Consider the following 24,728-nt stretch of genomic DNA (forward strand, 5'->3'; position numbering starts at 1 on the left):
TGTTATTTTTTATTCACTATATTATATATCTCATATATTTTTCTGATTTGCTCAATATCATTTGTTAATAGTTCTCCAACAAAAACTTCAAGAAGTTCTTGTTTAGCAAGTTTGTCTGAGTTCCCAATATCTCTAAAATTAAAAACTCCGTGTATTGCATATCAAATGCCTTAATAATTTTCTCTAATGTTTCTAGAGAAATATTTCTTTCTCCTCTTTCAACTCCACCAATATATGAACTTTGTAGTTGAGCCATTTCTCCTAGCTTTTCTTGGCTTATTTTATTATCTTTTCGTATTTGCCTGATTCGTTTCCCGACTAAAATTGCCAGGTTTGCCACATCAACCACCACCTAATTTATAGGTTAGGTAAGCCAATGACATAACAAAAGATCATCTAACTATAAATACCATTGAATAAAAAACTTATAAGTTCTATATTTGAAATATAAAAATCCAGTGGAGTTGACACGATGAGTAATTTACAAATAAATCAGGTTATTGAAAATGTTCTGCAAAGCAAGATGAGGGGCAAGATTGTATATCAAAGTTACCTACCAGCTTTGACAGCATTAAATCTTACGTTTGTTAAACCTTATAACGATTCAAATGGTAAAGGTTATCAGCGTCCCGTTGACCCTAAACGATGTCATGACTTTGCTGTTTATTTGTCTAAAAGGTGAAGATGCACTATTTACTCCTGTATTATTGAATGCATGCGGTAAAATGGGAATTTTCTTGTTATGACAGACAGAGACCTAATTATGGAAGATTAATATGTAAAGGAAAAGCATCTCTGATGGATGGACAACATAGATTAGGTGGCATTGAAAAGTATGTTAGTGAGACGAATTCGGATATAACTATTCCATTCTTAGCTTTCCATTCTCTTGATGATGATGAGGAAATCAAATTGTTCGATACTATTAATACTAAAGCAAAAGGAATAGGTCCATCGTTAAGTAAATATTTACGTAGGGATTCTGATGATTTGAGCTGGGTTGCTACAGAATTGTTAATGAGAAAAGAAAGTCCTTTCGCATTAATTGGAAGTATTATTGGAAAACGAGTCAAAGGGAGACATATTACACTGCAAAATTTGTATCGCACCTTACATTTGCTTTTTAAAGACTCACATTTAACTTCTTTAACAAAAGAAGAAAAGTTGAATATTGCGTTAACGTATTACACAACTGTTAAAGAAACATTCCCTTCAGAATGGTTAGATTATTCGGGACATCGATTGACTCATATAGTATGTATGGATGCTCTTTCTATTGCTGGATGTAATATATTAAGTAAGCAAATCACCAAATCTAAGAAACGAGTGGATTATTCTGTATTAATCAAATCTGTATCCAAACTTAAACAAATTGACTGGTCATCAAATGGGCCTTTACGCTATTTAAAAGGTTTAAGCGGTTCAAAAACATTATCACTAGAAATCACTGAACTAATGAGCTGACAAGTAAGAGGACAATACATCTGTATGTAATGTCCTCTTTGCTGATTAACTGGTATTAATTACCGCTAAGATCTTCACAAAATTATATTTATAATTGATATAACAAAATTAATTTGAATGAGGGAAATACTGTTGATCAAGAAGTTCAACCATTATTTGTGTCCACCTGGAGTTGAGAGCAGGTATTCATTATTGGTATTTGAAGATGATAAACAACCATTTATTCCTTTGACGGAATACTATCATTATCAACTAGGCAGAGTAAGTGAAAGCACTGCTCTTTCGTACCTGTGCGTCTTGGAGCCTTTTTTTTATTGGCTGAAATTCAAAAGTCTCTACATGGGTGAACGAGTGAAGTGGGATAGTTCTCCCTTGGCAATAAAATCTGCTATAAAACAATATCTCCAGAAGGAATTAGGTTGTAAAGTAAGGGATCAAGATAAATATGAACAAGTGTACCTAACCAATAAAAGTAAGAAAACAGTGAATCATTTTCTAGCAGCAGTTAAATCTTTTTATAAAACTATGATTCGTCTAGAAATGTATAGTCACTCAAATCCACTCGTAAATGTCGAACTTCTAAGCGATTCATTTGATATGCAGGGAGAGAGAAGGGACCGCCGGCGTATGCCACAAATAGCAGGTACTGAAGAACCAACTAAGTACAGAGCCCACACTGATTCATACTTTAAGTTAATTAATACAGAATGGATTCCTGAAATTATTGGAGATAAGGACCTACCTTTTAGAATCTACAACGCAGGAGAAAAAGCTCATTGGTCTTTACGTGACGAGGTAATTATACGTTTTTTATTTGAAACTGGTGCACGGATCTCAGAAATACTCGATTTAACGATCGGCGATTATCGTAACCGGTTAGATAAACTCGAACTTTCAACCTTTAATAAAGGTAGTTTTAAAAGAAGAATTAAATTCATACGTATTTCTTCAGATACATTAAAGCTTCTTATCAGATATGTGAATATGGATAGAAAAAAACATGCTGATACAACCTTGAAGTTTGACAAATTAGCAGATGAAGAGCCCATATTTCTGTCAACAAGAGGAACTAAATATACATATTCGGCATTTTATAATAATTGGTCAAAAATCATACGTTATGCAGACATAAAATTAAATCCCCATAAAGCGCGACATTGGTTTGTAACATCACGACTAAAGGGGATTTATGAAACATCGAATTCACAAGCTGAAATTGAAGAAAAAAAGAAGCAACTTATTGGTTATATGAAGTGGAGAGATGCTGAGACTATTGATGTCTATGAGCACATTTATGATGAAGAAAAATATCGTGATTTACATGAGAGCTTAATCCGAACATACTCCATAAGAGAAAAAGAGTATCTACAAAATAAAAAAAGAAGAAAAGAAGCACCAGTCAATAAAACAGCTACCAATCAAGATGTTGACTTTAAAGAAGACTGGTTAAATGATCTTTTTGAAGGAATGGACTAATAATGACACTTGAGATTGAATCGAAGAAATGGTACCCTTTGTTGCTTGGCAAAATAGACGGAGAGCTATTAGCACTCCAGGATTATGAGGAAGAATATTATTGGAACAAAGTCGATGAAGTTTCTCTGAAATATTTTATTAAGCACGTATTAGGAACTCCTTGGCAGAATCATCTTGGTCTCAGCCTTTTATGTGTAACCGATAGGAGATTAACACCTCAGTCTATTTATAACTTGTTGAGCAACTTAAATGCAAGATTCAAAAACCTATTTGAAGCAGCTGAAATATCAACTATGGATGAATTCAATTATCCTATTGTTGAAAAATATTTAACAGGTGAACTTTTAAATAATCATACCGAGCGACAACGACAATCTTTTCTAACTGCATACAATAGTTTTTTCTTTAATATGTCTAAATGGATAACAACAAAGTTCACAAAAGAACAACAGAATACACTACAAAAATATCTTCTTCCAAAATTGCCTTTCGATAATCGTGATTTTACTGCACGTACTAAAGCCATAGTTAGTGCGAAAGAAAACAGAAAAATTGAAACATCGGCTGTGACGCCTTTATTACCCGAAATAAGAGCGGAAGCACATTTTAGGTGGAATCAGGTCAAGAGACTTCGAGAAGCTGTACAAGACGTCTTAGAAGTGGCAAAACAAAATAATAAACCCTTACCCATAGAGTTTAATTATGAAGAGTCAGAATATACGAATGAACGATGGCACTTCATCTTGTGGGATAAAATCAGCTTTGGAGAATATCATGATGTTGGAACATCAACTGAAAATGAAGTTTTTTTGGAGTTCATCAAAGCAGAAAAATTAGAAGATGGATCTCCTGGTGACGGCTTATGGTTTTTAGATATACTAAAGCGTCGCTTAATAGGAATTTGGTCGAATGATTATGTTAGTAAAGATGAACGCGATGAAATTGTCAATTATCTAAAACAATGGGGATATGAGAATGCCGAAAGTGGCCAAGCTCCGTTCTTCCATAGAAATCCTGGATTATTGACTCAAGGTGTCTATATTGTTAGAAACGCAAGAAAATTTGATAAACAGCTAATAAATCTTGAACCCATTTATGCAGCCTGTATGTTTGCAAGATTTGCTCTAGATATCATAACATCATCAGGTGCTCGGATGAATGAACTTCTACAAATAAGTTATGATAAAAAATGTTGTATTGTAACGGTGGATAATCATAATGATACTTCAAGAAGAAACTACATTTTCAGATTGATACCAAAGGGACGAGAAGAAGAAGAGAACTACTACATGCCTGAACAAGTGTTCCAATTTATGAATGAAATTATCAAGTTCTTAAAGGATTCATATAAGTCAGATTCTATTCCAGAAGTAGAATATTCACTAGCGACTCGTAAGCATCTCATGATTAACAAACGTTATGTCTTTCAATATCAGAATCGCCATTTAAATGAGTCCACTATTAACGCAATTATTCGATTTATACTTCATGGCCTTATTATTCAAACGAGTGAAGGAAACCAAGTTGTCTTAAAATCCCACTTACTGAGACATGCATTTGCTACTCATGCTGTTCAGACTGAAAAAGTTCCAATCGATATTGTTAAATCCCTTTTACATCAAAAGGATCTCTCGGTTACAGAGTATTATTCAGCGCCTACACATCAACAAATATCAGACACAATTGATTCTTTACACGACAATTGGGTTTCATTTGTGGATATTCAAAAAGGTATCCTTAGAGGTCCAGATGAATTACAAGAAATTTATGATGATTACAAAGAGAAGGTCGGAACATTGTCAAAGGTTGTGGGAGGGATATGTACCACCGACTCTGTCTGTCCCACTAAGTTAGCTTGTGTTGGATGTGCAGCAAAAGTCCCACAACCTGAGTTCAAACAAGAGATAAAAGCTTACTTACAATGGGCAGAAGAAAGTGAAGCGATGTTTAACAAGAATGGCATGCTTCTAGAAGCTAAAAAAATGAAGATATCCAAAAACAGAGCGAAGAATGAACTCAAAGAAATTGAGTTAATGGAACGTTATCAAAGGGATGAACATTATGAACCCAGAGTTCGAATCAAACACTAATAAAAAACCTTGGCTAGAAAATAACAATAAAGAAGCTAAGGAAAGAATATATAGGCTAGGAAAGAAAGCAGTCGATTCACTCATAAAAGATTCCATGCCGATTTCATACAGAAATATAGCCGCAAGATCCAAGCAATTAGATATTTCCGGCCAAGGTATACATCCTAATAGCGTCAAAAACAATGATAAACTCTATGCTTATTATCAAAAATATTCAAATTTCAAGGCAGCAAAGAGTAAAACTAAAAAAATACGAATTAGTGAAACTGATTACACTCATATCAAAATTGATCGTGATGTTCAAAGAGTAAAGGGAAGATATATGAAGATGTCAAAACTGGAACTAGTAGAATTGCTAATTCAAGCTGAACAGTATATAGCTGAACAGAATAAGATATGGATAAAAACACAGTTTGAATTATTCAAATAAATCTGATACATGGGAAAAACCTCAGAGACTCTAAAGAAAACAATCTCCAAGAATTGTCGTTACGTATCCGTACTTATAGGACTGTAATCAAGGTTAAGTCGCTCGCTCGAGCGGCTTTTTTTATTATTAGCATAAGGAAGAATACACAACGGAAGAACTTGATAGCAAAACTCCTCTTTTTGACACAATATAAATCTCAGGGTAGCAGATTTAATCTGCAGGTTTATTATGTTATAAATGTAATTAAGAACACCACAGTATTGCATTGGGGCTAAGCGAAATGCCGTGAGCTGGAACTAATCGATACATACCCATAACAGTACACCAACGAGGAATAAGTGCTTACGATGGGTATAAAGATTTGGGGGAGTTAATTTGTTAAGATGTATAACAGCTGGTAAAGAGACCTTGATTTCAACAAACTGTAATGCGGAAGCTGTCGCTAAATTGGTAAAGGATCATCAAATATTTTGCCCTAACTGTGGAGGAGATGTAATATTCAAGAATGGTACCGTTAACATATCCCATTTTGCACATCGTGTGGCAGAGTGTAAATATGTTGGTCACGAGCCTGAAACAAAAAGCCATATAAAAGGAAAAACCATTCTGTACGAATGGCTAAGGGGTATGTTTCCTACTGCATTTGTGCAATATGAAATGCATATACCCACCACTGGACAAATAGCAGATGTATATGTAGAGCATATAGATGGTGTGTATGCAGGAGTAAAGTGGGCTTTCGAGTTTCAACACAGTCAAATGACCATTGCACAGTGGGAAGAGCGCCACAACTTATATGAGTCTGTCGACATACAGGATTTCTGGATTTTTGACAAGGCTAAGTTTATGAAGTTCTCGTCAGCTAGGGATTTTACAGATGCCAGAAGAACAGTTAAATTCGATGAGCATATTTACGATAAAACAGGTCTTTTGTACTTTCTTGATTTGGAGAAGTCCGAGTTATCTATTGAATTTAACTACATTAAAACACCAAGAACCATCATGGTGGGTGGGTATGATAGAACGCAATACTTCACTTATCATGAACCAAGAGATAACTCTATCCCAATATCCAGTGTTAGAGTAAGAAAATGCAGAACGTTTGATTATTTTGTGCTAGTAACAGATAGTTTAGAGTTTTATATGGAGGACAGGCTACGCTATGTTCTTCGAATTCTCGAGCAAAAGGCTATGGAGAAAAAGGAAGCACTCTACTTGGAGAGGCTATTAGAAAAAGGTAACCACGCTAGAATTACTTACGGAGATAAGTTCGCAGATCGTTTCAAAGATATTATCGCAGACTCGGACGGTGAGCTTAATTACTACCAAACATTATTTTCTCCAGATGATGACTCATACGATAAAGAGCTCGAGTTGATGCGAGAAGATGTGATAAATCTCAACATCGAGCAATTTTTCTCCAAGTATAAGAGAATCGTCGAAGCAGCCGTTTCCAATAGGGAAGAATACAGAGTTTTTAAAGCCAGTGATGACATCTCGTTGCGGGTATTAACTAAGTATGTTAATCTTGCCGATTTGCGACTAGTTGGGTTATTGAAGGAACAAGGCGATATGACCTTGCAGGAGTACCTGTCGTCAAAGTACAAGGATAATATATCGTTATCGGTATATGTGTATACAAAGCACAGAGACACTTTGAATAGGCTAGAGAGACGTAAGAGACGTAATCAGGATTATATAAACGAGATGCTGTCGAAAATTAACAGAGAGCTGCTTGTCTACGGTAGTTCACATACAGCTATGGACTATGCAATTGAGTACAGAAATCTTGGTTCTATCGATGAAGTGGAGAACTGTATCGCTCAAATAAAAGAAAAATTCTACGTCCGAGACCCTTTAGCGGATGAGCTAACAAACTGATATTTTCGGCAGCCTGTGGAAATTAAATCTAAAACCCCACTGATTAAATAAATCAGTGGGGTTTTATTGAAATGATAAAAGAGTAGTGCTAAATAAATCATTCGTTTGTGACACAAACCATGTGAAATCGGTAATACAAAGGAGTTGAACAACTTTATCTACATATGTACAAAATACGAGTTTTGTGAAATAGATGACAAGAAAAGAAGCTCCACAGCTGATTTTCATTTAGATTCGTATGAATCTGCTTAGTTTTAGCTTTCTATTATATTAAGCCGTTATGATTCTTTTTTCTTGCACATCTTCTTATTATCAAACAACTTTAACTGTTTTCAATTGGATTCTTTCTTCATTTAGATTCTTGATTCATTCGTTTGAATTACAATTCATCTAATCTAAGGCTTTAATTAAACTTCAATTAATGTCGTCCAATATCGTCATTAAACGATTATTTGTACAAGTTTGTTCATGTGCCATTAAAATCATCGAATTTTGGTTATTTCATTATTATTACGATTTCGCTTAACACATTTTAGCGGAATTTCCCTACTGAGATATTTTAACCTTTCGTTGGTTCTTAATCGTTTTGATTTTTGCTTGCTTGTTATCATCCTTCTTCCTAATTTTTTCAACCCTCCCCTCTCTACACCTTTATGATTTACCATTATATGTTATTTTATGTACCTTGAAATATAAAAAAACCGGCCATATTCGGTCGGTTTTTCTCCCGCATCATCAGGACAATGCACGATTTACTTAATATTGGAATATATTGTGCTGTTCGGCTCATATACTCATCATGATTAGCCCGTCTCTTCAAAGTCAGGGACAACGTGTAAGTCAACCACGCTTATCAAACCCATGCACCTGTGCAGTCCCCTCCTGTTTTTACTTCAGATTCGCAGACCACTTCTCGGCACGAGCCTGCAGATCATCCAAAAACTTCTGAATATCCGGAGCATTACCGGACGCCGCCTGGCTGATAAATCCGTTTATGGCTGGAGCGATGTCGCTCATATAGAACGGATTGGCTTCATCCATGAGCTCCGAGTGGCCAACATCTGCGATTTCGAGAGCTTTTTTCACAAACTTATCCTCCGGAGTTACGAAATCAGCGTTTTTAAGTGTCGGGGTACTGGAGAAGTTCTCATACATGTATTTTTGCGTCATGTAGCTGGTCAAGAACTTTAATACTTCCCATGATGCATCCACATCTTTGGCATTCTTTGCCATGATGAACGGGTCAACCGCCACCCAGCCTTCGCCTTTAGGACCCATGTTCAGCACAGGTTCAAAACGGTCCAGCAGCTCCTTGTTCTGCTTCGACCGGTATTCACTCATCGTGGAGCCGCCGGTGGAATCCAGCGCGATGGCAATATTGTTTTTCTCGAGCCCGAAATTCTCGGCACCCTGGGCATTCACGAACCCGGCCGGTGGCAGCTGTGCGGCTTCCTTCAGCCATTCCAGCACTTTGACCATTTCCGGAGAATTCAGGTGCCACTTGATGTTCTTGATATCCTTCAGTGACCCTTCCGCTCCTTTGGCGCCATATGCAAGGGTTAATGCAACAAAGGTAGATCCGTTTAATGAGTTGCCGCTCCAATACAAACCGAAATTGTCTTCACCGGTTTTCGGGTTTTTGCCGGTCATCTGCTTGGCTTTCTCCAGAATTTCATCCGGTCCCGGCTGTGCCGAGAGTGTTTCAACGCCCCAGTCTTCAAATAGCTTCTTATCATAAATCGTCATCCGGCGGCCAAGAACGGCAGGAATTCCAAATTGTTTGCTTCCGTCCGGCGACTTGGTGCTATAGGAGTTGTTCATAATGCCTTCCAGATAGATGCTTGGGTCAAACGAAGTATCTTTTGCAATCAAGTCGTCCAGGTCACGCAGCAGCCCTTCTTGGTACCATTGCGATGCAAAGGCTCCCCCGGTATACAAGACATCCGCATCGCCGGAGAGCAGCATGGCCGTTTGTTTGGCTTTTACGTTCTCCCAAGGGATTTGATAAACCTCCAGTTTGATGTTCGGATACATTTTTTTGAACGTTTTATCCAAATATTCGTTGAGTCCGATGGTCGGGTTGCCTGTCAGCGCATCGATCCCGTTATCCAGCTGCCAGCCTGCCAGCGCAACGCGAACCGTTCCTTCCATATCCGATACTTTTTCAATTGTAACGCCGCCTGTCACATCTTTACCTGAACTGCCTGAACAAGCCGCCAATGTAAACACCAGCACGAATGACAGGATCAGCAGCACAGCTTTTTTCATCACATCAACACCCCCGCATAATTTTAGCTTTACTTTCTGAATTACTGCTTGATACCGGACAGCGCAATGCTTTCGATAATATAGCGCTGCAGGAACATATAGACGACGATAACCGGAATGAGACTCGTGGTTGTGGCCGCCATAATAATGGATGGCTGTTGGTTAATACCGTTGTTGTACGTAAACATGGCTAAACCGATCTGGATCGTGTACTTGGCAGCCGATTTCAAGATCAGCAGCGGCCACAGCATATCGTTCCATACGCCCAAGAACAGCAGAATGATCATGGTGGCGATAATCGGCGTACACAGCGGCAGATAAACCCGGCTGAATACCGTAATTTCCTTGGCTCCATCCAGTACGGCCGCTTCCCTTAAACTGCTGGGCAATTGATCAAAGAACGCTTTGGCTAAAAAAGTACCGAACGCATAGTTCATGGCCGGTAAATAAAATGCCAGATAATTGTCGACCAACCCAAGTTTACTGAACAAAAGATACTGCGGAATCATGGTCATTTCGAACGGAATCATCATCGTGCTTAGCGCCAGCAGCAGTACGAAATTAGCTCCTTTGAAGCGAAGCTTGGATAAGGCATAACCGGATAATAGTGCGGACAACGAGCTGATGATAATGACCCCTGCGCTGACAAGCGTGGAATTGCCGATATATCGGAACATATTGATGTTGGTGAAAGCGGCTTCATAGGTTCGGATTGAAGGCTCCTCCGGCCATATTTTCGGCGGGAATGAAATATTTAACCGTGCAGCCCAATCGAAGCTCGTTACCAGCATCCATAAGAATGGCACAATCATAATGAATGAACCTACCAATAGAACCAGCGTTAGCATCAATTGTGGAAGAGTGATTCGTTTACGGCGCACCGGCTCCTTGGGCAAGGCTGAAGTGCTCATAGTTACCCTCCTGTCTTCTGGAATAAGGTTCCCCCTACGGATCCGAGAATAGATAATGGGATTAATCCAAGCTGTCTTTACGTCGGTTGAGCAGCATGAGGAACACGGTTAAGATGAGTATGATGACGAATAACAGATAGGATACGGCCGTAGCCAGCCCCATCTGCGAAGAGAGAAATGCATTTCGGTAAATATACAGCACCACGGTCATCAAGCTTCCCCCAGGATTACCTGCAGTTCCGCCAATTAACCATACATCCGTAAAGCGTTTCATTCCGCCGATGGTTCCCATGATGAGCATGAACACAAAGATCGGACGCAAGTATGGAATCGTTATATACCACCATTTCCGGTACGTGCCTGCACCGTCGACCTCGGCAGCCTCATAGAGATCCCGCGGGACGCTTTGCAAACCGGCCAGAAAAATAATGGTGTTATACCCTAGTGCACCCCACAAGCTCATCAGCACGATACTGTAACGCGCAACTTCCGGGTTCGTGAACCAGCCGACCGGATCGATGCCGAACAATCCAATCACGAAGTTGATCAGCCCTTCCTTGGAGGGGAAAAACAAGAAGGAGAACAACAAGCTTGTAGCAACGCCGGACACGACGTTGGGCAGAAAATAGACCGCTTTGAAAAAATTGCGTCCCAGATGCCATTTCAGATTATTAATCAGGCTTGCCAGAACAAACGAAAGCGCGATCCCTAGCAATACGGACCATATCCCCATGACGAACGTATTTGTAAGCGCTTGCCAAAATAAGGAATCCTCTAATGCGTAACGATAGTTGCTCAGGCCCACCCAGTTCCCGGATAAATTGAGCCCGGATGTCTGATGAAAACTCATAAACAGTGCGGCAAACATGGGATAAATGGCAAATACGATGACGCCGATAATCAGAGGGGCGCTGAATAGATAACCCATCCAGTCATTGCGCGTAAATCTGAACTTTCGTTTTGCCCATTTTCCATGTTCCGCAGTCCATTTCCCTTCTGGGGTGGATGACAAACCGATCCTCCTCCTTTCGTTAGTAACCGGATCCATTCCGGCAATCGGACAAGACGTTCATGTCCATTCTGTACATGGTTATGTGGATGAATCCGGATTATGTGTTATTCTTTTTTTCACAGACGTGAATGAAAGATCAACACCTTAAAGCGATTCTTTATCGGCAGTGTATGCAGCTGCCCGCTTCCGGGTGTATGCCTAGATTGAACCCCATTTCGATACGCATAAAAAAAGCACAGCCTCCAATAGGCTGTGCTTTATATATTCAAAGGGCTTAAACTTCGATAATGATGGGCAGAATCATCGGCCGTCTCTTGGTCTCACTGTATATGAATTTGCCGACATGATCCTTCAAGGTTTGCTTGATCAGATTCCATTGGGTGGATCCGGTTTCAGTCAAATCCTTCATTGAAGACGAGACGATATCGTGGATCTGACCCATGAATTCCTCCGAATCTTTCACGAAGATAAAACCCCGGGATATAAGCTCGGGCTTGGCCACCATCTGCTTTTCCGTTTTGCTGAGCGTGGTGACGATAATGAGCATCCCGTCGGAGGACAGCTGCCTGCGGTCCCGCAAAACGATATTGCCTACGTTGCCGATCATCAATCCGTCCACCAGGCTGTTGCCTGAAGGGATTTTAGGACCTAACGATGCCATTCCCTGCTGGATTTGTATCGTATCGCCATTCTGAACGATAAACACGTTCTCATTCGGGATCCCCACGGACTCTGCCAGCTGACGATGCTGATAGAGCATTCGGAATTCACCGTGAACGGGGAGCAAATAGTCCGGTTTCATTAAGGTAAGCATCAACTTCAATTCTTCTTGGCTGCCATGTCCGGATACATGCATCCCAGAAGTTACACCCGATCCATAAATGACCTGGGCTCCCAGCACATATAAATTATCGATGACATGAGCCAGATTCCGCTCATTACCCGGTATCGCCCCTGCGGCAATAATGACCGTATCGCCCGGCAGAATTTCGATATGGGGATGCTTGGAGTTGGCTAGCCGTGATAAGGCTGCCATAGGCTCCCCTTGGCTTCCCGTGCATAACACGGCGATTTGGTCCGGCGGATAACGCTCGCTATCTCCAGCATCGATCAGCAAATCATCGGGCATGTTGAGATACCCGTGCTCCTTGGCCACCGCAACGACATTAACCATGCTCCGGCCGAGCAGGATCAATTTCCGTTCCGTTTCTACCGCGGCATCGATGATCTGCTGGACACGGTTGACGTTCGAAGCAAATGTGGAGATGAATACCTGCTGTTTGGCCTGGGCGAAAGCCTCCAGGATATGACCGCCAACCAAGCGTTCCGAAGGGGTAAACCCGGGTCTTTCGGCGTTTGTGCTTTCCGATAGCAGCACCTTCACGCCCTGCTTGCCGATTTCTGCCATTCGGTGCAGGTCAGGATAAGGTCCCTTCACAGGAGACATGTCGAATTTAAAATCTCCCGTGTGGACGACATTGCCTTCCGGAGTTTGAAAAACGATGCCCACGCAATCCGGAATGCTGTGACTGGTCGAAAAAAAAGAGGCATGGATGGCACCCGCTTGAATAGTGGAATTCGCATCGATCGTGTGGAGCTCGGAATTACGCAGAATACGATGCTCTTTAAGCTTGATTTTAATCAGCTCAATCGTAAGCTTCGTCCCATACACCGGGATCGGCAGCTGCTTCAGTAAATAGGGAATTCCACCAATATGGTCTTCATGTCCATGAGTGACGACAAGGGCTCTGACTTTATCCGCGTTGTCCAGCAAATAGGTGAAGTCGGGTACAATCAAGTCGATGCCGGGCAGGTTTTCGTCAGGGAATTTCGAGCCGCAATCAATCACCACAATATCTTGATCGTACTGTATGAAGTACATGTTTTTTCCAATTTCATTCACACCGCCAAGCGCGGCGACCAGCAGTTTCTTTTCAGCTATATTCATGGCTAGGTTGCCTCCTTGTCTCTACTCGCCTAGGTCCATATCTTTCGATGCATGTTGTTCCTCCTATATTATTGAAGTTCTCGCAAAACTTATACACCGTGGGTAACAATGGCTTCGCCAGTCGTGATGCGGAGTAACGACAGAAAACCCGCCAATCTGAAACGGTATGCCATTTGTCTTTAGCGATTTCAGTTGCAGCCAGATAGGAATTCAGACCTCATGCCTCTTTATAAGTAGAAAAAAATGAAAAAAAGACTGCCGGACAATCGGCAGTCTTCTGAATATAGCGCAAGTCGCGTCTTACGAATGCTTCCCCTGTTGTTTAGGAGCTTTAACCGGCTTATCGTCAACGCTGACAAAGATCGGATTAGAATAAAACCACAGGTCGCTGTAATTCCGTTTATTTATTTCCGCAAATCGCTGCTCGTTGTCTTCAATGTCCGTTTTGGGATCCATGAGCGGATCGCCATGGCTGGTTTCACCGGCAACATTCACGCCAAGGTTCGTTCCTCTTAACCGGAAATATTGGTCCTTTGTGGCTTTCGTCCGATATGTGATCACGTTGTATCCATCCCGATCGGTTGTCCAATCCTTGCTCGTAAACCGTTTCATCACTTTGGTCGAATCGTTGGTGCTCTTGCTGTATGCCGCCGTATCTGGTTGTGCTTTACCGGTGACATCACCCGAGATCAAATCGACATGATCCACGGCTACGGGGTCGCCGTTGTTATTTTGTTTCGGGCTTTTGAATCGGATCGTAATTTCGATAGGATTCCCTTGTTTCACTTGAAGTTTACTCCCCATCTCGGCCTGCTTATTTCCATGGCGAACGCGGAAATCCAAGGCGTTGATTAAATCGCCGTGCACGGAGAACGATTTGCCTGAACGCATGCCGTTCAGCACGCTTTGCATATCCTTTCCGTTCACCCATGTGTAATTCTTGGCGTATTGTCCAGGCCAATAACCGCTGGAGTATAAACGGTTATCACTTATCTCAAAATGAGAATCTGAGTTCGCAAAGTTCCAAAATTCGCGTCCTTCGCCGAGCAGCGCATCCCATACGCCGCCAACTTTGGCAATCATGTAATCAGCGCCGCCATAGGTTCTGTTTTCCGGCGTAGTTAAATTTAGCCCCCCACGATCAGGTTCCATCTGATTCCCGGGCATTCCCTCCATCCCGAATACGACATTCGGCGCGATGTTGTTGAAATCCCGTATGTCAGCGATTGTATAAACGGTTTTTCTGGAAGGATGGTTGAGCAATGCATAACTGCTGTTGGCGTAGTTTTTTTGGAGCCAGGCCAGTGCCGTTCGGGCATCTTCGGACGTCGTAGAAGCCCGGCTGCCTGTTTTTTTCCAATCGGCGACGTCTTTGGGATCAAACATCGCTTCATCCCGATCCGTAAATAGATACTCGAACTGACGGGCTGCCTTAAGGCTCGACTCTGAACCCAATGCGCCTGCTATAATGCCGACTCCCACATGTTCGTATGTAGGCATGTCCCATTCAAAACCCGAAAAGATAATGTTGTTCTTGTATTTCCCTGCTGCCTGGAGCTGCTGGATCTTGGGAATCTGGTACAGTGCCATTCCTTGGGAGAACGGAACAGGTCCGGCGGCAAGAGGATTTCCTTCATCATCCCGTTTAGAAACTCTAAGATGGTCCGAAACGGCGATCCAATCCAGGCCGTACTTATCGAACCCGTTGTCCAGCAATTCCTGCAAGGATTGACTGGCATCATCGGATTGATACGTATGCGCATGATACTCCCCTGTCATCCATTTGCCGTTGCTTTCCGGCTTAAACTTAGACCCATCCGACTTCGCATGAACAACCATGCCTTGCGAAAGGATGGACAAGCTGAGCGCCAAAACCATGATGGTTTTCTTCTTTAGCTGCATTTCATGGCACCTCCGAGTTGATATCAATAGTAAAACTTCTTAAGTGTAAGCCTTCTTGATTAAGAGAATGTTATGATAAATCAATACATTTGTAAGAATAGTCCTCTCGTTATTCTCTATGTCCAATAGAATAAATAAGCTGGCGTCTTTGTAACTCGAAATAAGCAGCTCTTTATCCATTAGGTTACATATATTATATTATGTAAACCATTAATAAACAGAATGACTACAACCTGCATTCGTTGTAGTCATTTCGATGAACTTCCTCTAAGATTACATTTCTTTGGATAAAGTTCGACGTACCAACTTTACCTGTCCATTCATCCCTGAAGGCAAAGCATTCTTGCCATACAGGTTCTCCAGCGTATTGGCTGCACGTATGGTAAGCTGATGGAGCCCCTGTTCCACATACGGCGTGATGTTCCAATGATACGGAGGCCACAGCCGGATGCCAGCGTTTGTATCATTCACATATAGGCAAGCCGTCTCCCTAATATCTTCGGCTTCCAGCCACAACTCCTCGTCCGGAGCTAAGCTGACCTCCGTCAGGTCTACCTGCTGAGAGTAATCACCCGCCCCCGCATAATAAGGATAGCCGGAAGAAGCCCAAGAACCAAACATATGTTCCGAACATGCGTTTAACCTCACCCCATCTTCTATTTCAAACGGCCCAATCAAATAGGCTGGGAATGAAATCGCCGGCATCGGCTCCAATAAGGAAACCGTCAATATCTCGAGCTCGTTCTCGCCCGCCACCAAATGAGCCGTGATATCCAGGCAAGCATAGTTTGAATCCTGCCAATCGGATGGCTTCAGCGCATTCTGCCTGACCCCATTCACGAAGATTTCAACATTGCGCCTGCGCTGCAGGAAGCCGATATGGGCCGGTATTTTCTGATCCACATCGTCCAGAATCAACTCAAGCCTCGGCAATGGACGGACATCTGGTGAATTAGAACGATCTCGTCCACTCGGTGATAGCAATTGTTCGATCAATGCCTGCGTCATGGTAAACGTGGTACGGTATGTGTTCACTTGCCCAGGCATCGTGGCATTCATCCTGGAGTTTCGGTCATTCAGCGTGACCTGCCACTGGTCCAGTAATAAAACGTTGGGTTCAAGAGTCTGAAAACGCCACTTATCTTCGAGAACGATAATATCCTCGGTTTTATGCACCCCAGCGAACATTTGTTCCGTATCACTAACCGGGCTCACCTCAGGATCGACCGATAGAACTCGCATCTCTCCAGGTGCATAGGTAAGAACGGAATCTCTGGCTAACTGGCGTATGTTCCCGCTTTCCAGGTCCCACTCTTCAATAAGGTGCCCGGTTTCTCCTGCGTCAAGCTTCATGGCAACGCCATGCTCCGTCCAGTTCATAAACCATACAAATACACGGTTACCGAACACGCGTTCTACATAGATCAAATCCTCATATTGTCCTTCAAGCAGCTTCCATCGTAAGGCAGAAGCTTTCATTAATAACCTGTTTACCGTTTCACACAAGGGCTCGAGCAGATCTGGAGACTGCTCCTTTATACGGCCTTCGGACATCTCTGGATCGGCAAGTATCCGCTTTTCTCCGGGATCGAGATGATCCTCGATCCATGTGTCTTCGTGGTCCGTTTCCTCCAACGAATAAAATAAAGCATACCCTTTGCCAACGGGGCGTAAAGCCCCATGCTGAGGATTCGGGCTAAAAAGCTCATGCATTTGCTTTGCCAGCTCCGGGTCCTGACGCACGGTCTCGCTATGCTGCGGAATTGCTCCTACGGCAACCAGCGTACCGCCTTGCTTAACATAGGCAACCAGTAGAACGGCAATGTCTCTCGACATGACTTCCACCTCGGGCATAACCAAAACCGAATATACGTTCCCATCGTTGCTAAATCGAATCCCTTTTCCATCAACAAGGTCCGCATCGCGAAGCTGACATTCATCAACATAGTCATAATCAATGGAATGGCGCAGCATGCGATCCGACAAAAGCGAGAACAAGGTATCGGATGAAGGAAACCGGTTAGATTGTCCAGATACGAACATATTTTCGCACACCGTATGAATAGGCGATAATAGAAGAACCTCCGGTGAACGTTTACCGCTCTTGCCCAGCAGACTCAATCGACCGATATAATCGGCAAAAGCGCGATAATGCGGCCAATGCGGCGCATGTTTGAACTCTGTTGGAGGAAAATCGGTTTTCCGATACCCCGCAAACGAATAATAGAACGCATGCGGGATAAACAGATTAACGCCCAGGAAAGCCATGAAATTGGCATCGAGCCGCCTTTGACGCATGGAATAGCCGTGACCGCTGGCGCCAAAGGCCTCGCAGATCACGCGTTCTTTATTATCCAGCCCGGCTACGGAAGCCGCCGTCTTCACGGACACGATCCGATGAGGATTCTCTTTGGTGCCGATGCCGGGGGTTAAATAATCCACGCCTGCATAGTGAAACTGCTGCAGGACGCGCGTCTGGTTGCCCTGCGACCTGGCTTGCCCCCAGACCGGCTCCTCCAGCGTATGACCGATGTACAGCAGTCCATGCCCTTCGCACCATGAGGAAATCGCTTGATGATAGCCCTCCACATACCAGCGCGTAATCGTATCATAATATTGCTGTTTCGTTGTCCGGCTGCCGTCTGCCATGTTATATAGCAAAGCGCCTAATCGTGGGATAAGATCATACCCGTTCTCTTGCCGGTACCGCTCACCCATTCCTTCAGACCAAGCAAAGACCATGCCAGGCAGGGTAGCGCCTACATCGTGAACAGCCGTCCGGATCGCTTCCACACCGAAGAAACCATCGTGGATCATGAGCCCCGGCTCGTCGGTAAAAACGCCTTGTATCGTCGTTCCGAAATATTTCTGCAAAGACAGAAACGGTTCATAGGACATCTGGATGAACGCCTGGACCGCCTCCGGATTCAACGTATCCAAGTAGTACCCATTGGCAAACGTAATGCCTTCCGCAATTTCACAGGACCAGCAGGCCAGCACGACATAAGAGTCTTCCGCATTCGGCGGCGTCCAATCCCGTCCCCATTCATGCGTGAGATCCTCGGATTCTTCATGGAGCAGCCATTCCCCGTCAGACTCGACGGCACGATAGGCCAAAATGGCAATCAGCTCGTTGTTCTCATAGCGTGCAAATTCCAGCTTCAAGCTTTCTTGCCCGGAACCGCCGATATATCTCTTTTCCTCGACTCGTAAGTAACGCATGCGAAATTCCGGATGCTGGCGAGTCAGCTTGCCGCCCACCGTCCCGCTTGGCCAATTATCCTCATCGTACAGCCAGACGACCATATTGCGTTTTTGGCATTCCACGGTGCAGAATTCCAAAGCTTCCATAAAGGCCTGCGACAGGTATGAGGCTTGCATTCCATGGCGCGCATGCAGAACAACGCCTCCGACGCCCGCTTCAAACATCGATTGAATCTGACTTTCCAGCTCCGCTTCCTTGAGCTCATGATTCAGAAACCAGAAAGGCTGCGGGCGGTACGTTGCGTCCGGATTCTGGAATTGCTGCTTCAACCGCATGAGATCCATTTCGATTTCTTCCTTAACATGAAGGCTGTTCACACACATCACCTGTCTTTGTTCTAATTTGATCTGGATCCTGACATGAGTAATCGAATGAAGAATCCCCCGACGACGGAGCGATTCTGGAAGTTCATTTGCTTGCCGCTGATGGTGTCATACCAATCGGTCACCGGAACACGCGCGGAGGTTTCATTCATGAAATCCCATAGGGGCGCGATCATGGACTCAAACCCGGCCTGCGTGGTGCACATGGCTGCACACCATACCAGCCAATCGGATTTCGTATACGTATCGCGGCTGTCCAGGGGAAGGCCGTAACGATTCTGATGATGCTGGTAATACTCCAGCTCCCGTGCAGCCACTTCTGTTGGAAACAGGTTGAACGCCAGCAGCCGATCCCACACCAGATTGTATTTCATGCTCCAGGAATCGTCGGCGCTGTCGAACGTAAGCTTATAATGGTCGCCAGCATCAGCCATGGACATCCATTCATTGGCCATGTTCCGTGCAGCTTCGAGATAAGCTGCGCCTTCCTCTAGACCGAGTCGATCGCACATGTAGGAGTAAGCGGCAATGCCCAAGATCGCCTTGATGGACAGATTGGCATTATGCGCCAAATGTCCGGCGAAGTCATCCGTGCACAGCTGATTGTCCGGATCGAGTCCATTCTTCAGCAAATACCCTGCCCATGCGGTAAGTGGCTCCCAGTGCTCCCTGGCAAAATCCGCATTACCCTCATACTTGCATACCGCAGCCGCCATCAGGAGCATATTACCGCATTCCTCAATCGGCATCTGGTACTCCAGCTTGTTCTCGCCATACACCTGACCGTTGGCTTTCGGGTACGTGCCCACGTCATGAGGCGCAAAATCGAACGTCCAATCCTCGCTCATCGCATACTTAAAAATGGGACGCATCATGCCCTTGATCAGTTCAGGGTTATATCTCAGGAACAATGGAATCGACGGGTAGCTTACATCGACCGTCGCGATGCATCCGTTGCTAAAATTCTCCTTGGAAAAGAACAACACACGTCCCGCTTCGTCGGCAACCAGTTTATGCGCGGCAATCGCCTGCCGATAGGTCAGCGCCAAAATATCCCGGTACCGATTGCCGCCTGCGGCTTGGCTCTCCGTCATGAGCTCCCGGTTAAATCTCTCGCATCGCTGCATGATCGTTTCATACTGATCGGCTGCCGCTATCAGCATGTCATGAAAAGTCCATCCGTTTCGCTTCCAATAAGCATCCAAAGGCTTGCGGAAATATTCGATCGCATGGATATCGTCATACGCTAGCATCAGATATTCGGATACCCATTCATCCCCGACGGTCCCGCATTCGAATTCGGCTGCCAAGACGGGAACGTTATCGGAGACGGGGCGCGGCTTCTGCGAATCATCTTGGGCAGGTAATTGACCTGTCCTAACATACTGCTCCCGGGTCGTTGCCGAATGAATCACCGTCTGTATCCGCGATGAACGCGGCACCGCCAGCACCATATACCCCCAATCGATTCGGGTGTCATCGCCGGCAAGCTGCAGGATCGGCTGTTCGACTGTACCCATCGACATCGTATTCAATCGTCCGTCGATCACGCGGTGCTCCCAGCTCACCTGCTGATCCGGCGTATTGACGCACCATTCGCCCGTTACATCGATGTAAATCTTTACGTCATGCCCTTGCCCATCCAATGAACGAACGTGAAAGGTCAGATAGGTGACGGGCCGGGATAACAGATCGAGATCATCCAGCAAGAGCGGGGTGGTAAACTGAACTTGAAGTTCAATGCCTCCCCCTTGAAACGTATACCGGGTCGTTACGGGCTCAACCGTCAGATCGGTTTGCTCAAGCGCTTCAGGCTCAAGTCCTTCGGACGGCTCCTCCGTGTGTGTGATAACTTTTCCCATAAATCGCCGCGGCGCGCCATCAATGATGGCCACTCCCGTCATGCCCTGAATCTTGTTCGTCCAATGCCGGGTATGGTCATCATATAGACGGTCTGCAGCGGACCATACACTGAAATAAGGATCTACGGTAACCAGCGGCACGGATGGAGGTCTGAAATTCGTTGTCATCTAACGTCAACTCCTTCATGTTTTCTTTATTCTTCAAGCTGCCTGGATCTCCTTGCGGTTTGGAAATATAGATTCGAAAAATAGCGAAGGCTTCGCCCCCTTGGATGACTAGGTCATGCGAAGCCTTCCTAATTAACGGGCTCCCTTTAACATGGATATGATTAGTTCGGCATTTGAACGGTCACGACGTCTTTCCCTTTCAGATTTTCGTTCGTGAACTGCATCGCCTTATCGTATCCGGTCTTTCGGAGCTGTTCCCGCAGTTCGTTGATAATGCTCATGGCGGCTTCATCCGATTTGGCAAAAACCGCTTCCTTCCACGCATCGCCCATCCGATCCATCGAAGGCTTCAGCATTTCCCATTCCGGCGCTTTGGTGATGACATCGCCGGGGTTGTACGCCGTAATGACCTGAATGCCGTTCGGACGGAGGATTTTGCGAGCATTCTCCATCGCGTCCAGCCTTTCTTGTTCCGCCCAGATGTCACCTCCCGCAGCGGAATTGATGCGGTCGAGCCCTGTCAGCGATTCCAGGCCGATACTGATGCCTTCATTCTTGCGCAGCTTCATGTTGGTATCCGTGCTGAATTTGTCAAACCATTCCTGATTCGCAACAGGCTTGCCGTCCTTCATGTCCCAGTGAACCCCCTGCACCCCGTACCTAGCCAGCATGAAGCCTTCATCGGAAGCCATGAAATCCAGGAATTTCAGCGCAGCATCGACGCAAGCCCCTTTACAGTTCTTGGTGATCGCCGTCACGTTGTTGCCCTGAATTCCGAGATCCACGGGCCTGTCCGGTTCAACGTCAGCGCGCTCCAGAGGGCCGAGCGGAATGTAGTCGCTGCCCGGATGCGAAGAGACATACTCCTTGGAAGCATCCAGGATCGCCGGATAGTGCGCGGCCAGGATGGCGATGCGGCCTTGATTGATTTTTTCCTTGGCGATCGGGTCCGTCTGGGTGAAGGCTTCAGGATCCATCAGCCCTTCTTCAACCAGCTTTCGATAGAACAGCGTGTATTCTTCGTAGCCCTTGGTGAAGAAGTTATGCTCAAGCGTGCCGTCGCCTTTGTCGACGTAACTCGCCCCGGAATAAAACATGGTGTTGCCGATGCCGACGGCCCAGCCGTTGCTGAAACCGCCCAGCGGAAAGACCGGCTGGCCGTTCTCCTGCAGATTGGCATCCTTGATTTTTTTGAGGAAGTTATAGAAATCGTCCTTCGTCACGACGGATTGCGGATCTACGCCAACCTTCTCGGCGATGTCTTTGCGCACATAGAAGCCGTAGAGCCAGTCCATCCCGTCTTCGTTGGTCGCCGGCTGATTTTGCAGCAGCAGATACTTTTTGCCGTCGTAAGCGTTAATCGCTTTTTCATACAATGCCGGCGGCACATTTTCTTCCGCGATGGATTTGGACAAGTTCGGATAATCCTTCAATTTGTCGGAGATATCGACCAATTGTCCTTCTTTGGCCGCCTTGATGATCCCGTCCAGCTCCCCGCCCCAGGCAGGTCCGGTATAGATATCGGGCAGATCCTGGGTCGCGAAGATCTGATTGACCTTCTCCGTCTCGCTACCCTTGGTATATTCCCACTCCAGCGTAACGCCCGTCTTCTCTTTGATGACTTCCTCCACCGGCGTGATGGCATCGGAACCGTTTGAGCCGTTCCAATTGTGCAATATTTTGAGTTTGTATGAATTCTCTCCTTCTGCGCCTTCCCCGTTATCTCCGTTCCCTGATGAATTCGTGCAGCTGATCAGCAAACCTCCAACCATGATGGACACGAGCAATGCGGATACGCCTTTCGACCAAATCCTCTTCAAACCAATCGCCTCCTGGAATATGGATATCAATGATCTTGGTAAACCTTTTGACAAATTCCGGGTCAGGATGACCTAACCTTTAACCGAACCGATCATAACCCCCTTTACGAAATATCGCTGCAGGAACGGATAAATGCACAGGATCGGGAAGACCGTGATGACAAGCAAGGCCATGCGAAGCGATTCGGGCGTCGCGCCTGCCCCGCTGGTTCCGCCCACCGTCTGACCACCTTGCTGCGCTGCGCGCTGCATCGAATTGGATAATGCTTCTGCTTCGGTCAGCATTTCTTGCAATAAGGTCTGCACCGGGATCAAGTCTTTGTTGGATACGTAGTATGCGCCCGAGAACCAATCATTCCAATGGGCCACCCCGATGAAGAGGGAGATGGTTGCCAGCACCGGTCCCGAGAGCGGCAGAATGATCCGAGCGAAGATTTGAAAATCGCCGTAACCGTCAATGCGGGCGGATTCCTCCAGCTCCTCGGGTATGCCTTGCAGGAACGTGCGGATGATCACGATGTGCATGAAATTGAACAGCATCGGCAGCACGTACACCCAGAAGGTGTTGATCAGATGCAGCTTCTGCAGCGTAATGAAGAACGGGATGAACCCGGCGCTGAAAATCGTCGGCAAAAAGATGTAGAAAGTGAAAAAGGAACGGCCGGGCAGCGTCTTCTTGGAAAGCGCATAGGCCATGAGCGTACACAGCACCACATGCAGGAAGGTTCCGAGCACGGTGCGCATAAGCGTAATTTGGTATGCCTTCCATATGCGGGCGTTATCGAACACCTGAGCATAATTCTCCAGCGTGAATTTACGGGGAAGGAAATAGATGGCCCCCATCATCGAATCTTTCCCGTCATTCAAGGAATAAGCCAAAATGTAAATGAACGGGTAGATCATGGAGAAGCCGATCAAAGCGAGAAACGTGTAGTTAAACACCGAGAAGAAAGACCACTTTCGATTCATTACGTCACCTCCTTAGAACAGGGATACATCGCTGACTTTGCGGGCGATCCGATTGACCGTCAGAACCAGGATGAGCCCGATGATGCTTTGGAATAGCCCGACGGCCGCGGCATAGCTGAGGCGTCCTTCCCGGATACCGGAATTGATGGCGTGCACGTCCAGAACGCTGCCCATGCTGGCAGTCGCCGGTCCGTTCAGGAGCAGGAGCTGTTCATACCCCGCGCTCATCAGATTGCCCACCGCGAGAATGAACAAGATGATGGCCACATTGCGGATACCTGGAAGCGTCACGTGCCACATCTGCTTGAAGCGCCCCGCGCCATCCATCTTGGCAGCTTCGTAAAGCTGCTGGTCGATGCCCGCAATGGCGGCCATAAAGATAATCGAATTCCAGCCGATGTTCTTCCAGATATCGGAACCTACAATCATCTGGTAGAACCAGGTTGGATTGTTTAGGAACTGGATCGATTCGGCCCCGAATGACCCCAAGAGGTCATTGACCGGACCGCCGTATGGGGTCAGCAGCCGCTGCATCAAGGTGACGACCACGATCCAGGAAACGAAATAAGGCAAGTAAGACAGGGTCTGAATCGTCTTCTTGAATTTCATCTTCCGCACTTCATTCAGCAGGAGCGCAAGAATGATCGGCATCGGAAATCCGATCAGCAGCTTCATGAGGCTGATGATGACCGTGTTGCGGATGATGTCCCCGGACTGATAATAATTGAAGAATTGTTCGAAGTACTTGAACCCGGCCCAAGGGCTGCCTGTAAATCCGCCTATGAAGGTGTAGTCCCTGAAGGCAACTTGAATTCCGTATAAGGGCACATAGGAAAATAGAAAAAACCAGACGATGCCGGGCAGCATGAACAAGTAAAAGAGCTTGTGCTGCCAAATTCGTTTGAATATTCGGTTGCTTGTCCAACGTGACTTGTTCAC

At 45.1% G+C, this 24,728-nt stretch carries 17 protein-coding genes; 6 read left to right on the forward strand and 11 right to left on the reverse strand.

The window, feature by feature from the left end; translation table 11 throughout:
- Positions 1 to 64 precede the first annotated feature (64 nt).
- Positions 65 to 340 carry a helix-turn-helix domain-containing protein gene (locus HMPREF9412_RS15875; RefSeq protein ID WP_083829957.1) on the reverse strand — a complete coding sequence of 92 codons (276 nt, stop codon included), beginning with the start codon at positions 338 to 340 and terminating at the stop codon, positions 65 to 67.
- A 132-nt stretch (positions 341 to 472) separates the two neighbouring features.
- Between HMPREF9412_RS15875 and HMPREF9412_RS33335 the strand changes: the two genes are divergently transcribed.
- The 6 genes from HMPREF9412_RS33335 (at position 473) to HMPREF9412_RS15900 (ending at position 7,341) form a co-directional block, all read left to right on the forward strand.
- Positions 473 to 682 (forward strand): hypothetical protein, encoded by a 210-nt coding sequence (locus HMPREF9412_RS33335; RefSeq protein WP_254664061.1) that lies wholly within the window; start codon positions 473 to 475, stop codon positions 680 to 682.
- A 29-nt stretch (positions 683 to 711) separates the two neighbouring features.
- Complete coding sequence (locus HMPREF9412_RS15880; RefSeq protein WP_254664062.1) at positions 712 to 1,464, forward strand: DGQHR domain-containing protein; 753 nt, start codon at positions 712 to 714, stop codon at positions 1,462 to 1,464.
- A 132-nt stretch (positions 1,465 to 1,596) separates the two neighbouring features.
- Entirely contained in the window at positions 1,597 to 2,940 is a 1,344-nt protein-coding gene (locus HMPREF9412_RS15885; RefSeq protein ID WP_009592663.1) for a tyrosine-type recombinase/integrase, read from the forward strand.
- Positions 2,941 to 2,942: 2 nt separating this feature from the next.
- Entirely contained in the window at positions 2,943 to 5,030 is a 2,088-nt protein-coding gene (locus tag HMPREF9412_RS15890; protein ID WP_009592678.1) for a site-specific integrase, read from the forward strand.
- Positions 5,002 to 5,460, forward strand: coding sequence for a hypothetical protein (locus tag HMPREF9412_RS15895; protein ID WP_036672449.1), 459 nt, complete (start codon positions 5,002 to 5,004; stop codon positions 5,458 to 5,460). Before HMPREF9412_RS15890 ends, HMPREF9412_RS15895 begins: the two co-directional genes overlap by 29 nt.
- Before the next feature lie 375 nt (positions 5,461 to 5,835).
- Complete coding sequence (locus tag HMPREF9412_RS15900; RefSeq protein ID WP_009592667.1) at positions 5,836 to 7,341, forward strand: competence protein CoiA; 1,506 nt, start codon at positions 5,836 to 5,838, stop codon at positions 7,339 to 7,341.
- 888 nt (positions 7,342 to 8,229) lie between these two features.
- Here the strand turns inward: HMPREF9412_RS15900 and HMPREF9412_RS15905 are convergent.
- The 10 genes from HMPREF9412_RS15905 to HMPREF9412_RS15950 all read right to left on the reverse strand — a co-directional run bounded on the left by HMPREF9412_RS15905 (position 8,230) and on the right by HMPREF9412_RS15950 (position 24,728).
- Positions 8,230 to 9,609: an extracellular solute-binding protein gene (locus HMPREF9412_RS15905; protein ID WP_009592677.1), complete on the reverse strand. Its 1,380-nt coding sequence runs from the start codon at positions 9,607 to 9,609 to the stop codon at positions 8,230 to 8,232.
- A 41-nt stretch (positions 9,610 to 9,650) separates the two neighbouring features.
- The gene (locus HMPREF9412_RS15910; protein WP_009592664.1) at positions 9,651 to 10,520 is read right to left on the reverse strand and encodes a carbohydrate ABC transporter permease; all 870 of its coding nucleotides are present in this window, start codon (positions 10,518 to 10,520) and stop codon (positions 9,651 to 9,653) included.
- A 61-nt stretch (positions 10,521 to 10,581) separates the two neighbouring features.
- Positions 10,582 to 11,532, reverse strand: a complete 951-nt coding sequence (locus tag HMPREF9412_RS15915; protein ID WP_009592680.1) for a carbohydrate ABC transporter permease — start codon at positions 11,530 to 11,532, stop codon at positions 10,582 to 10,584.
- Positions 11,533 to 11,806: 274 nt separating this feature from the next.
- Entirely contained in the window at positions 11,807 to 13,480 is a 1,674-nt protein-coding gene (locus tag HMPREF9412_RS15920) for a ribonuclease J (RefSeq protein ID WP_009592658.1), read from the reverse strand.
- Between the two features lie 300 nt (positions 13,481 to 13,780).
- Positions 13,781 to 15,382, reverse strand: a complete 1,602-nt coding sequence (locus tag HMPREF9412_RS15925; RefSeq protein ID WP_009592657.1) for an S-layer protein — start codon at positions 15,380 to 15,382, stop codon at positions 13,781 to 13,783.
- A gap of 273 nt (positions 15,383 to 15,655) precedes the next feature.
- Positions 15,656 to 18,970, reverse strand: coding sequence for a glycosyl hydrolase (locus HMPREF9412_RS15930; RefSeq protein WP_036672453.1), 3,315 nt, complete (start codon positions 18,968 to 18,970; stop codon positions 15,656 to 15,658).
- Positions 18,971 to 18,984: 14 nt separating this feature from the next.
- Positions 18,985 to 21,000 carry a glutaminase family protein gene (locus HMPREF9412_RS15935; RefSeq protein WP_009592675.1) on the reverse strand — a complete coding sequence of 672 codons (2,016 nt, stop codon included), beginning with the start codon at positions 20,998 to 21,000 and terminating at the stop codon, positions 18,985 to 18,987.
- Between the two features lie 161 nt (positions 21,001 to 21,161).
- Positions 21,162 to 22,820 (reverse strand): extracellular solute-binding protein, encoded by a 1,659-nt coding sequence (locus HMPREF9412_RS15940; RefSeq protein ID WP_009592661.1) that lies wholly within the window; start codon positions 22,818 to 22,820, stop codon positions 21,162 to 21,164.
- Positions 22,821 to 22,892: 72 nt separating this feature from the next.
- Positions 22,893 to 23,789 carry a carbohydrate ABC transporter permease gene (locus HMPREF9412_RS15945; protein WP_009592681.1) on the reverse strand — a complete coding sequence of 299 codons (897 nt, stop codon included), beginning with the start codon at positions 23,787 to 23,789 and terminating at the stop codon, positions 22,893 to 22,895.
- A 12-nt stretch (positions 23,790 to 23,801) separates the two neighbouring features.
- The gene (locus HMPREF9412_RS15950) at positions 23,802 to 24,728 is read right to left on the reverse strand and encodes an ABC transporter permease (RefSeq protein ID WP_009592660.1); all 927 of its coding nucleotides are present in this window, start codon (positions 24,726 to 24,728) and stop codon (positions 23,802 to 23,804) included.

The sequence above is a fragment of the Paenibacillus sp. HGF5 genome (assembly GCF_000204455.1).
Taxonomy (GTDB): Bacteria; Bacillota; Bacilli; order Paenibacillales; family Paenibacillaceae; genus Paenibacillus_AQ; species Paenibacillus_AQ lautus_A.

Excerpts from the sequence above, each read along its gene's own strand:
- HMPREF9412_RS33335 (WP_254664061.1), top strand. The coding sequence starts at position 473 with ATGAGTAATTTACAAATAAATCAGGTTATTGAAAATGTTCTGCAAAGC.
- HMPREF9412_RS15880 (WP_254664062.1), top strand. The coding sequence starts at position 712 with ATGCATGCGGTAAAATGGGAATTTTCTTGTTATGACAGACAGAGACCT.
- HMPREF9412_RS15890 (WP_009592678.1), top strand. The coding sequence starts at position 2,943 with ATGACACTTGAGATTGAATCGAAGAAATGGTACCCTTTGTTGCTTGGC.
- HMPREF9412_RS15895 (WP_036672449.1), top strand. The coding sequence starts at position 5,002 with ATGAACCCAGAGTTCGAATCAAACACTAATAAAAAACCTTGGCTAGAA.
- HMPREF9412_RS15905 (WP_009592677.1), bottom strand. The coding sequence starts at position 9,609 with ATGAAAAAAGCTGTGCTGCTGATCCTGTCATTCGTGCTGGTGTTTACA.
- HMPREF9412_RS15910 (WP_009592664.1), bottom strand. The coding sequence starts at position 10,520 with ATGAGCACTTCAGCCTTGCCCAAGGAGCCGGTGCGCCGTAAACGAATC.
- HMPREF9412_RS15920 (WP_009592658.1), bottom strand. The coding sequence starts at position 13,480 with ATGAATATAGCTGAAAAGAAACTGCTGGTCGCCGCGCTTGGCGGTGTG.
- HMPREF9412_RS15925 (WP_009592657.1), bottom strand. The coding sequence starts at position 15,382 with ATGCAGCTAAAGAAGAAAACCATCATGGTTTTGGCGCTCAGCTTGTCC.
- HMPREF9412_RS15930 (WP_036672453.1), bottom strand. The coding sequence starts at position 18,970 with ATGTGTGTGAACAGCCTTCATGTTAAGGAAGAAATCGAAATGGATCTC.
- HMPREF9412_RS15935 (WP_009592675.1), bottom strand. The coding sequence starts at position 21,000 with ATGACAACGAATTTCAGACCTCCATCCGTGCCGCTGGTTACCGTAGAT.
- HMPREF9412_RS15945 (WP_009592681.1), bottom strand. The coding sequence starts at position 23,789 with ATGAATCGAAAGTGGTCTTTCTTCTCGGTGTTTAACTACACGTTTCTC.